At 66.2% G+C, this 2,066-nt stretch carries 1 protein-coding gene; it reads left to right on the forward strand.

Going from position 1 to position 2,066, the window contains the following annotated elements; all coding sequences use genetic code 11:
- The coding region (locus MOV74_RS36840; protein ID WP_246932274.1) for an ATP-dependent helicase at positions 1–2,066 on the forward strand (2,066 nt) is incomplete at both ends.

The raw sequence follows: 2,066 nt of genomic DNA on the forward strand, positions 1-2,066 counted from the left end.
GGTCCTGGTGCTGGCCGGCGCCGGCACCGGCAAGACGCGCGTGCTGACCACGCGTATCGCCCATATCCTGAGCCAGGGCCGCGCCCGTCCCGCCGAGATCCTGTCGGTGACCTTCACCAACAAGGCCGCGCGCGAGATGAAGCACCGGCTCGGCCAGATGCTCGGCCACGCCGTTGAAGGCATGCCGTGGCTCGGCACCTTCCATTCCATCGGCGGCCGCATCCTGCGCGTCCACGCCGAGCTGGCGCAGCTCAAGTCGAATTTCACTGTGCTCGACACCGACGACCAGGTCCGGTTGCTCAAGCAGCTACTGCAGGCCGACAACATCGACGACAAGCGCTGGCCGGCGCGGATGCTGGCCGGTCTGATCGATGGTTGGAAGAACCGCGGCCTGACGCCGTCGCAGGTGCCCTCAGGCGAAGCCGCCATCTTCGCCAACGGCAAGGGCGGCAAGCTCTATGCGAGCTACCAGGAGCGGCTGAAGATCTTGAACGCCGCCGATTTCGGCGATCTGCTGCTCGAAGACATCCGCATCTTCCGCGAGCATCCGGATATTCTCCGGCAGTACCAGCAGCGCTTCAAATTCATCCTGGTCGACGAATATCAGGACACCAACGTCGCGCAATATCTGTGGCTGCGGCTGCTGTCGCAGGCGCCTTCGAAGCCTGCTCCGCCCACTGTCATTCCAGGGCGCGTCGAAGACGCGAACCCGGAATCCAGCAGTGAGTCCTCAGATCGAGATTCCGCGTCTGCGCCTTCGGCGCATCCCGGAATGACCGAGCGCGCGGCACTGGCGGCTGCTCCCGCCGGCCCCACCAAAAACATCTGCTGCGTCGGCGACGACGACCAGTCGATCTATGGCTGGCGCGGCGCCGAGGTCGACAACATCCTGCGCTTCGACCACGATTTCCCCGGTGCCAAGGTCATTCGACTGGAGCGCAACTACCGCTCGACCGGCCACATCCTCGCCGCCGCCTCGCATCTGATCGCGCATAACGAAGGCCGGCTCGGCAAGACGCTGCGCACCGAGGACCAGGACGGCGAGAAGGTCACGGTCACGGGCTCGTGGGATTCGGAGGAGGAAGCCCGCGGCATCGGCGAGGAGATCGAGCAGATCCAGCGTAAGGGTGAGAAGCTCAACGAGGTCGCGATCCTGGTGCGCGCCTCCTACCAGATGCGCGAGTTCGAAGACCGCTTCGTCACGCTCGGCCTGCCCTATCGCGTCATCGGCGGCCCGCGCTTCTACGAGCGCGCCGAAATCCGCGACGCGCTGGCGTATTTGCGCGTCATCAACTCACCGGCCGATGATCTCGCCTTCGAGCGCATCGTCAACGTGCCCAAACGGGGCCTCGGCGATGCCACCGTGCAGATGCTGCACGATCACGCCCGCAAGCGCCGCATTCCCCTGTTCGAAGCGGCCCGCGCGGTGGTCGAGACCGACGAGCTGAAGCCGAAGGCGCGCGGCTCGCTTCGCGACGTCGTCGCCCAGTTCGACCGCTGGCGCGCCCAGCGCGAGGTCACCGCCCACACTGATCTCGCCCAGATCGTGCTCGACGAGAGCGGCTATACCGAGATGTGGCAGAAGGATCGTTCGGCCGACGCCGCGGGCCGGCTGGAGAATCTGAAAGAGCTGGTGCGCTCGATGGAGGAGTTCGAGAACCTGCAAGGGTTCCTCGAGCACATCTCTCTGGTGATGGACCGCGACAGCGGCGCCGATGAGGACGCGGTGTCGCTGATGACGCTGCATTCAGCCAAGGGGCTGGAATTCGACAACGTCTTCCTGCCCGGCTGGGAAGAAGGCCTGTTCCCGAGCCAGCGCACGCTGGACGAACAGGGCCGCGCCGGCCTGGAAGAAGAGCGCCGGCTCGGCCATGTCGGCCTGACCCGCGCCCGCCGCCGCGCGATGATCTATTTCGCGACCAACCGGCGCATCCACGGCACCTGGTCGACCACGATCCCGTCGCGCTTCCTCGACGAACTGCCGGCGGCCAATGTTGAGATCACCGAATCCAAGGGCGGCTCGGCCTGGGGCGGCACCGGCGGCTACGGCGCCTCCCGCTTCGACG

The sequence above is a fragment of the Bradyrhizobium sp. SHOUNA76 genome (assembly GCF_023006445.1).
In the GTDB taxonomy this organism is placed as follows: Bacteria; Pseudomonadota; Alphaproteobacteria; order Rhizobiales; family Xanthobacteraceae; genus Bradyrhizobium.